The 8983-nt window shown below is 66.1% G+C and carries 8 protein-coding genes and 1 pseudogene; 3 read left to right on the top strand and 6 right to left on the bottom strand.

From position 1 onward, the window contains the following. A pseudogene (locus tag VFF46_RS20440) lies at positions 1-858 on the top strand (phosphoglucomutase, alpha-D-glucose phosphate-specific); the annotation flags it as partial. On the opposite strand, the gene VFF46_RS20445 reads toward VFF46_RS20440, so the two are convergent. Then, positions 855-1229, bottom strand: coding sequence for a DUF3037 domain-containing protein (locus VFF46_RS20445; protein ID WP_325038763.1), 375 nt, complete (start codon positions 1227-1229; stop codon positions 855-857). The pseudogene VFF46_RS20440 and the gene VFF46_RS20445 sit on opposite strands and share 4 nt — an antisense overlap. Then, positions 1226-1963 (bottom strand): HipA family kinase, encoded by a 738-nt coding sequence (locus VFF46_RS20450; protein ID WP_325038764.1) that lies wholly within the window; start codon positions 1961-1963, stop codon positions 1226-1228. The genes VFF46_RS20445 and VFF46_RS20450 overlap by 4 nt, the downstream gene beginning before the upstream one ends. On the opposite strand from VFF46_RS20450, the gene VFF46_RS20455 reads away from it, so the two are divergent. Further along, positions 1944-3059 carry a glutamate--cysteine ligase gene (locus VFF46_RS20455; RefSeq protein WP_325038765.1) on the top strand — a complete coding sequence of 372 codons (1116 nt, stop codon included), beginning with the start codon at positions 1944-1946 and terminating at the stop codon, positions 3057-3059. The two genes, VFF46_RS20450 and VFF46_RS20455, sit on opposite strands and share 20 nt — an antisense overlap. 5 nt (positions 3060-3064) lie before the next feature. Here VFF46_RS20455 and VFF46_RS20460 read toward each other — a convergent pair whose 3' ends face one another. The 4 genes from VFF46_RS20460 to VFF46_RS20475 form a co-directional block, all read right to left on the bottom strand. Beyond that, the gene (locus tag VFF46_RS20460; RefSeq protein ID WP_325038767.1) at positions 3065-3763 is read right to left on the bottom strand and encodes a hypothetical protein; all 699 of its coding nucleotides are present in this window, start codon (positions 3761-3763) and stop codon (positions 3065-3067) included. Positions 3764-4782: 1019 nt separating this feature from the next. Further along, positions 4783-4983 carry a hypothetical protein gene (locus tag VFF46_RS20465; RefSeq protein WP_325038768.1) on the bottom strand — a complete coding sequence of 67 codons (201 nt, stop codon included), beginning with the start codon at positions 4981-4983 and terminating at the stop codon, positions 4783-4785. 428 nt (positions 4984-5411) lie between these two features. Next, entirely contained in the window at positions 5412-5705 is a 294-nt protein-coding gene (locus tag VFF46_RS20470; protein ID WP_325038769.1) for a hypothetical protein, read from the bottom strand. A gap of 196 nt (positions 5706-5901) precedes the next feature. Next, positions 5902-6858 (bottom strand): hypothetical protein, encoded by a 957-nt coding sequence (locus VFF46_RS20475; RefSeq protein WP_325038770.1) that lies wholly within the window; start codon positions 6856-6858, stop codon positions 5902-5904. Between the two features lie 679 nt (positions 6859-7537). On the opposite strand from VFF46_RS20475, the gene VFF46_RS20480 reads away from it, so the two are divergent. Then, entirely contained in the window at positions 7538-8230 is a 693-nt protein-coding gene (locus VFF46_RS20480) for a VOC family protein (protein ID WP_325038771.1), read from the top strand. The last annotated feature ends 753 nt before the right edge of the window (positions 8231-8983 follow it).

Below are 8983 nucleotides of genomic sequence, written 5' to 3' on the forward strand. Positions count from 1 at the left end.
CCGCGGGTGGACCCGGCCTGGTCGTTCATGACGCTGGACCACGACGGCAAGATCCGGATGGACTGCTCCTCGCCGTACGCGATGGCCTCGCTGGTCGCGCAGCGGGACAAGTACGACCTGGCGACCGGGAACGACGCGGACTCGGACCGGCACGGCATCGTCACGCCGGACGCGGGGCTGATGAACCCGAACCACTACCTGGCCGTGGCGATCTCGTACTTGTTCAGTCATCGCCAGTGGGGTGCGGATGTCGCTGTCGGCAAGACACTGGTGTCGTCGTCGCTGATCGACCGTGTGGTCGGTGACCTCGGTCGGCGGTTGTGGGAGGTGCCCGTTGGGTTCAAATGGTTCGTACCGGGGCTAATTGATGGTTCTGTTGGGTTCGGCGGTGAAGAATCGGCAGGGGCAAGCTTCTTGCGCTTCGACGGCACTGTGTGGACCACTGACAAGGACGGGATCCTGCTGGCGCTGCTGGCGAGTGAAATCACCGCGGTGACGGGGGAGACGCCCTCACAGGCGCATGCGAAGTTGGTTGACCGTTTTGGAGCCTCGGCGTACTCACGGGTGGACGCGCCGGCTACCCGCGATCAGAAGGCCAAGCTGGCCGCCTTGACGCCAGAAGCGGTCACCGCGACCGAGCTGGCGGGTGAGCCGATCGTGGACCGGCTCACGCACGCTCCTGGGAACGGAGCTGCTATTGGCGGGCTGAAGGTCACTACGGAGTCAGCCTGGTTCGCAGCGCGCCCGTCGGGGACTGAGGACCTCTACAAGATCTACGGCGAGTCCTTCAAGGGTGCTGAGCACCTGGAGCAGGTTTTCGAGCAGGCTCGCGAGGTCGTGTCGGCGGCACTCGCTTAACGAACGAAGGCGTCCAGCAAGCGCTCAAGCTCGGCAGCGGGGTCCGTGGTGATCCCGCTGTGGATCGGACCGGGGTGCACGACGGTACTGCGAGGCGCCGCGAGCCACCGGAACCGCTCACCGATGCTGGTACCAGCTGCAGGCCCACCTGCCGGCTCACCCGCACAGATCAAGCGAACCTGCTCCAGCGCGGCACACACCACGTCAACGTCGACAGCCGGGTCCAGGGCCTTCAGACGCTCCGGCTGCACGTCCCAGCCGGCACCCAGGTAGTCCAGGGCTCGGCAGTACAGCACAGCGCCGACGTTGATGAACTCACCACGCTGGATACGCGGCGCTGCCCGCAGGATCACGTAGTCGAACGGCTTCACCGCACACCTCCCGGAACCCACGCGGCCCGGTTCTCCAGGCGCTTGAGCAGATGCTCGACGTACCGCTCGCGGTCCCCGTCGCCCAGCCACTCGTCCGGCACGAGCTCTACGACTTCCGTCAACAGGTCCGGGGTGATCGCCGCGGCCAGCTCGGCATCCACCTTCGCCACACCGGGTACCGCGACCGCGAAGACGTGATCGGATGCGTCGTACGGCAACGACGCGAACTTCGCCGCGGACATCCACGAGTGGTGGAAGTACAGCGCGGCCCCGTGGTCGATCAGCCACAGGTTCTTGTGCCAGACCAGCATGTTCGGGTTCCGCCACGAGCGGTCCACGTTGGCGACGTACGCGTCCAGCCAGAGGATCCGCGCCATCGCGTCGTCGCCCGGGTTGCCGGCCGACCCGTCGTACCCGAAGGAACCCGGCAGGAAGTCGACGGCCAGGTTCAGGCCCGCGCTGCGGATCAGCAGCTCCTGGATCTCGAAGTCCGGCTCCGACTTCCCGATCGCCGGGTCGAGCTCGATCAGCTTCAGCTCCGGCACCCGCAGTCCGAGCCGCCGGAACAGCTCCCCGACGATCACCTCGGCCACCAGCGCCTTCGGGCCCTGCCCCGCGCCGTGGAACTTGATCACGTACGTCCCCAGGTCGTTGCCCTCGACAACGCCGGGCAACGACCCGCCTTCCCGCAGCGGCAACACGTACCGCGTCGCGGTGACCACAGACAAACTCACGCCGGGCAGCTTAGGCCATGGGTACCTGATCGGCATGAAGGTTCCGTCGTTCGGAGTAGAGGAAGAGCTACTCCTCGTGTCCGCGACCGGGGATCCGCTGCCCCGCAGCAGGTCCGTTGTGACCGACCTGCCCGACGTCGAGCTCGAGCTGACGCGGGCCATGGTCGAGATCAACACTCCGGTCTGTCAGACGGCCGAGGAGCTGCGGGGGCACCTGATCCGCCTGCGATCCCAGCTCGCTGCTGCCGCGGCGGAGCAGGGCGCCCGGCTGCTGGCGATCGCCGTACCACCACATGGGCGTGCTGCGCAGTCGATCACGAGGAAGCCGAGGTACCAGGAGCTGGCCCGTGAGTGGGGCCTGCTGGCGCGAGAGCAGGGTGTCTGTGGCTGTCACGTTCACGTGGCTGTGCCGGACAAGGAGACCGCAACCAAGGTCAGCAATCACCTGCGCCCGTGGTTGCCCGTTCTGCTCGCTCTTAGCGCCAACTCGCCGATCTACCTCGGGCAGGACACAGGGTTCGCCAGTTGGCGATGGCTGATGACCACCCGGTGGCCGAGCGCCGGCCCGCCGCCGTACCTGGAGTCGGCCGAGCACTACGACGCACTGGTGGCCATGCACGTGGCGGCCGGCACGTTGATCGACGAGCGGATGGTCTACTGGGACGTCCGGCCGTCGTCGCACCTGCCGACGGTCGAGGTACGGGTGAGTGACATTCCGCTCACCGTGGACGAGACCGTACTGATCGCAACGCTGATCCGGGCCATCGTGCTCACGGCCCTCGAAGCCGGCACGCGGGGTCCGAAGCTGGAGCCTGAGGTACTGCGGGCCGGGTACTGGCTCGCCGCGCGTGACGGGCTCACGGGACGCGGCCTCGACGTACTGCGTGCGGAGGTGATGCCGATGGCGCAGGTGGTTGAACAGTTACGGCGCTCGGTTGAACCCGCGCTGGAGAGGCTCGACGCGGTGGAGCTTGTGCGCGACGGTGTCGAACGGGCGTTCCGCGACGGGAACGGCGCGGTGAAGCAGCGGAAGGCGTTCCATGACGGCGCCGACCTGGTCGCCGTCACGGAGGTCAAGCCCCTGGTTGATAGCTGAGACGCCTATGGCGCCGAGGTGATCTGGCGGGAGGATTCGCTCTGGGCGGTGATCGAGCCGTCCTTGAAGGCCTTGTCCAGGGTGCCTTCGGTGCGGCGGGTCAGCATCAGGGTGACCTGACAGGTGGTCGCGGGCTTGCGGCCGGGGTTGGGGGTTCCGGTCACCGGGTGGAAGGAGCCGGGCGGGAGGCTGACCTCGGTACGGCCGGGTTCCAGTTGCAGGCTGCCTGGCTGGATGCAGTCGCCGGCCCAGGTGACCAGCGACGAGAGGTCGGACGGGCCGCTGTCGAAGCGGACCGGGAGCGCGGCGCGGCGGGAGTACGTCGTACCCGTCTGTGGCGCCGTTAGCTTGACGCGCCCGGGAAGCTTCACGGTGGACCTCGGCGCTGAGTCGTTACCGCTGGCGCGGGTCAGGTTGAACGTGATCTCGGTACCTGCGGCGACCACACCGTGTAGCTGGCCGTCGTAGTCGGTGACGCCGGCGGACTTGTGATGCTCGAGCTTCACGTCCTTGCCGCCTCCCGACGACGTGACCGACTCGCCGTCACCGAGCTCGATGAAGGTGAGGGTGCCTACTCGGTACGACGCACTCACGTTCGCGACGTCCGTTGTTTCCGGGAGCGTGACGACGTAGGTCGCGCTGATCCCACTGGTCCGCACGTCCTTCGACTGCACTGTGGAACAACCCGCCACTACCAGCACCATCAGACCTGCTGCAATCCGCTTCACAGCCGACGAAGCTAGCAACGCAGAGGTCTAGCCGCGCGGGTAGAACTACGCACGTCGGCTGGTACGGCCCGCCGCGTGCTACGCAGGTGCTCCGGTCGCTGCGCTCCCTCCCGCACCTGCTACGCGCGCTACCCACCCGCCCACCGGCTTGGCGCCGGCTGTTGCGAGCTGGCGCTCGCGAGTGACTGCTTGGCGGGCGTGGTGCGTCTGGTCGGGAAGTGATGAGTGGTGCGTGTGGTGCGGCGACTGGTGAGGGTGGTTTGTGAGCGGATGTGGTGACGGGTGAGGTTGTGAGTGTGTGGACGTGGTGACAGGTGAAGGTGGTCAACCCCCGCGTGCTGCGCAGGTGCTCCGGTCGCTGCGCTCCCTCCCGCACCTGCTTCGCGCGCTACCCACCTGCCCACCGGCTTAGCGCCGGCTGTGCCCAGCTGGCGCGCCGGGTGTTGCGAGCTGCCGCTCGCGAGTGACTGCTTGGCGGGCGTGGTGCATGTGGTCGGGAGATGGTGAGTGGTGCGTGTGGTGTGGCGACTGGTGGAGGTGGTCTGTAGCCGGAGGTGGTGGAAAGGACTGCACCGCACAGCACCAGTTGGTCGGTCAGGGCGAGGTGGTCAACCGCCTGTGCAGGTCGACTTGGGGCAGGTGTCCGCCCCCCTCTGGTACTGGGTGGGCGCGGAAGGGCTGACGGAAGGCGCGGTGGTGGAGCGGCTGGTGCAGGACGGACTCGCTTCACGTCCCGCACCAGCCGGCTTTGTGCGGTCCCTGGCCGAGCCGTCCACAGGGGAGGGGAGGGCTCGGACAAGGACCGCGGTACAACGGGGCCAACTGGTGTGTAGCGATCACGCTGCATACGCGAGGAGCTGAGGACGGTCCCACCGGTACCGGTCAGCTCAACGCGTGCTCTTACGCAGGGGACCACCCGAGCCGCCCGTGATTCGCCCAAACCGCGCGTACTGGCCGCTCGCGTCGCCGGGGAGCGTCAGGTCGCCAACGGCCGTTTACAAGTCGGCGGCACCGTCGGACACGGACAGGGTCGCCGGTTCGACGGTGATGCGCAGGCCGGTGAAACGCCGCGCCATCGCCGCCTGGTATCGGTCCGCAGCTGCCGGGGCGGCGGTGTAGTCCGCGATGACGTGCGCACCGAACCAAACACGGACGCGGCGGGCATCCGGGGCTGGGATCTCGACACAGGCATTCATCAGCCGCGGATCTCTCGATTGATGTCACGGATCATGAAGGCGTACAGCACGGCTGCTGTCAGCCAGAGGAGCCACATTTCCGGTCTCACGTAGCGTCACCCCGCGTTGCGGTCGGGACTGTTGGTATCTGGAAGCTTCCCTCCGTGCGGCCGGTCATCGCCATGACCGGCACAGGACACTCACGTGTCATCCGACGGACATGCGCCCAGGCGGAGCCGGCTGCGAACTCGCAGCCGGCTTTCAGCCGACGCGGTACGACACGCTCACGTTCGCGACGTCGGTTGGTTCCCGGGAGTGTGACGACGTGGGTGGCGGTGGCTATGGACAGCGAATCCTGACGTCGGTTGCTCGTCAAAGCTAGCGGCACTCGGGCGGGGGCTGAGTTGATCTCCGCGACCTTTACGTCAGCGCGAGCGGATCGGGTGCTGTCAGGCGTTGGCCCGGGCCGCAACGACCTGGGCCAGTGCTTCATCTGTCCTGTCGAGGAACGCCAGCAGCAGGTGGTACCCATAGTCGCCTTTGAAGGTGGCAGCAGCCGATTCGTTCTCGCCGGTGACAGGTGACCGGCTGGTGTCGACGTCGATGACCTGGCCCGGAAGCACACGCCTACCCGCGGCCGGCAACACGCGCCCAAGTTCTGTCCGTGCCGGCCAGGCACGCTCCCGAGCCGCCGCACGCGCTTGGCGCAACCGACTCAACACCATCTCGTCGATGCTGCCCACGACCCCAACAGGGTTTGGCGGTCCAGGCGACTGGACCGAACAGATCGGGCTGGTCACGTAACACCTGCCAGATCCGAGGTCGCCTCGCCACCATCGGACAGCATCAGCGCGAGGTCGACCAGCACCCGGGGCGGGTCCCCGCCGGGCGCTGCTCGGCCGGACTCTCGCCGGTCGGTAGACCGGGCCGGGAATGGCGTTACCCGGATCCCCACTCGCACAGCTCGGTTCCATTGGTGCGAAGGGCGAACACGGTGGCATCGGGACCTTGTGCCAACGCCGTAACGCCTTCCCAAGCTTTCACTGCAGTCCCGTTCCCTCCGGCGGCAGGTGCTGTGCGGCTGTTCAACTGAAGGGTCGCGACCTCGGTTCCCACCGCACGTTCCAGAGTGTGCCTGGATGGGCTGTACGCGACCTCGGCTACACCGTTCTGTGCCAACAAGGCATGCGCGGACGGATCCGGTACGAGCACCGTCGACAGGGATTCGCCAGTGTCGGCCTTTACCAAACCGTTCTGAGTCTCCGCCGCGATGGTCCCGCCAAGGTCGAAGAGACCGTTCAATGGGAAGACATCCGTGTGCCTTGTTGTGCTCGACGCAATTGCTAGGACGTCTGTTGCCGACTCGTTGGATAACCAACCTGGAGTCACGATCAGCGTGCTACCCGTTCGAGCGATTTGCTTGGTGCCCTCGTACCCATTGGGCAAGTCAAAGGCCCTCGCCGTTGTGCCGTTGCTGGACACCCGTTGGATATAGGGAACGTTTAGGCGGCCGATCAGCACCCCGTCGCCGTCCGCAATGAGGGTTGAAACCCATGTCCCAGCCAAGGGCTGGGTCGTGTCAACTGCTCCAGGGAGTTGACCTTCGGCGTCCGCAGGGATCGACGTTGTGGTTATCGTCTCTCGGATTGGATCCCAGCGCGCGACAGCGTACGGAAGATCGACCCACACAGCGCCATCGCTCGTGATAACGGTGGTCGCGACAAGGCCGTTGTAGCCGGAGTCCGGGAGCGGATACTGAAACTGTTTTCCAGTCGCGAGATCATAGCGATGGAGGATCGATTTGCCTCCGATTTCCATAACGGGGAACCACAACGCGTCCTTCACCTTGTCGAAGGCGAGGGAGTAAGCCGGAGCATTCAAACGTTCCAGTACCACGCAGTCCGTCGCCTTCGCGGCCGAGTGACTCGTCGGGACCTGGTTGCCGCAGGCCGAGCAGAATACTCCGATCGCGACGAGAACAGATAATCGTGTTCTCCATGTCCGCAATATACTCACCTCAATCGCGAAGCCTTTACGCGAAGGACGCCCTGCCACCCTGGGATGTTGCGGCCGCTGCTGTGAAGTAGTGAACCCGGCCGCGTTGGCCTCTGAAGCGCAACGAGACCAGTCGCAATCGTAACGAGAGCCAACAGTTTCAAATCCGGTCTAGACACGTTCTGCCCCATCGCGATGTTACGAGCACTCGAGCCGATTTGGAAGATGCAGACCGTTGCAGCCTGATGCAAGTCCGCGTGCCCCACGAGAGCCGATCTACGGAGGCCTCCTGCATGCTGAAGCCTGCGGCCTTGGCAAACGGCGTCACCAACGTCAGTGACCTCAAAATTGGCTGACAACTTCCGGCCCAACCACCGGGCGCCGTCACAATTCACGGAGATCTGACGTCAGAGAACACGGTCAGAGCCAGTGGCGGTGATGCCACTGTCCGTACGTCTTTTGACTGCACTGTGGAACAGTCGCCAGTACCAGCGTTATTAGGCCCACGGCGCATGCACCAGAGACTGTTTCAGAAGGAACGGTTGGTGGGACTGACGGTGTGGGCTGCAAGGATGCTGCCATGGAACAGGTATTGAGTCGGCAGGAAGCGTCGGAGGCAGTTGAGGACTCCGGGTGGCGCTTCTTGTTGGGCACGTTGCGCACCTCGGTCTCGGTCGAGTCGCTGGCTGGGGCGATGGGTCTGGCAGCGGATGCTGTCGCGGTGTGCGGCGGCGACGCCGATGGGCATCTCGTGGTTGATGCCCGCGCTGACCGGCTCGTCCTCACTCTGCAGTCGTTGAAGCATGCGGCGGTTACCACCCGGGATGTCGAACTCGCGCTCCAGATCTCTGCCACTGTGGACAGGGTCGGGCTTCGGACGGAGCCCGGGATCGGAACGACGGCACCGCGATCGGTCCAGATTCTGGAGATCGCGATCGATGCTTTGGACATCGCCCGCGTTCGGCCGTTCTGGAAGGCGGTGCTGGGCTACACCGATGAGGCTGGTGCCGACGGGCCGGAAGATCCGCTCATCGACCCCGTCGGGCAGGGCCCGGCTGTCTGGTTCCAGCAGATGAACGAGGCGCGCCCGCAGCGCAATCGCATCCATTTCGACGTCTGTGTCCCGCATGACGAGGCATCCCGGCGCATCGAGACGGCACTGGCGGCCGGCGGCCGGCTCGTGTCCGCGACGCGTGCCCCCGCTTTCTGGGTGCTCGCGGACCCGGAGGGCAACGAAGCCTGCGTAACCACCTGGCAGGGCCGCGACGGCTGAAACCTTCTTTCAGCCTCCTCGCCGATGCCTGTGTCCGGCGCGGCTGCCCCAGAGTGGACGGCGAGCGTGTCAACGTGGCCCCGGCGCGGTGGACGAGACGGTGCGGTGGATCCTGCGCAGGACGTGGGAGTGACTGCATCCACCTGTCACCACACCTGGTCACTACCAGGTCCACCCAGTCGGTGCACCACATGCACCACTCGCCACGGTCGGCCTCACGCAGCACGTCCGCCTAGTAGTCACTCGTACGCGGGGTTACTACATCCACCCGTCACCCAGGTCTACCCGTCACCCACACCCGCTCACAAACCACGTCCACCCGGTGGGGGACCACATGCGCCACTCACCACCTCCGGCCTCACATAGCAGGTCCGGCTAGCTGTCACCCGCGAGCGGTAGCTCGCAACTCCCCGCGTCAGCCGGGCACTGCCGGCGCTAAGCCGGTGGGTGGGTGGGAGCGCGCGGAGCGGGTGCGGGAGGGAGCGGAGCGACCGGAGCGCCTGCGTAGCACGCGGGGGCGATTACCCCCACCCGTCAGCACACATGCTTACCCACCATGCCCGCCAGTCGGTGCACCACGTGCACCAGGTGGTCACCCGCCGGGGGGTGAAGGCGTGCACCGAGTGGTTACCCGCCGGGGTGAAGGATGGTGGCGTCGGGCCGGGAAGCGCCTCACGGCGCGTGGCCGCTCGTAGCGGCTTATTTTGGGACCCGGGGCTTGCACCGGCCCGACACCTCGAACAGTGTAGCGGG

Origin of the sequence: Kribbella sp., from assembly GCF_035655035.1 — a bacterium.
Lineage (GTDB): Bacteria > Actinomycetota > Actinomycetes > Propionibacteriales > Kribbellaceae > Kribbella.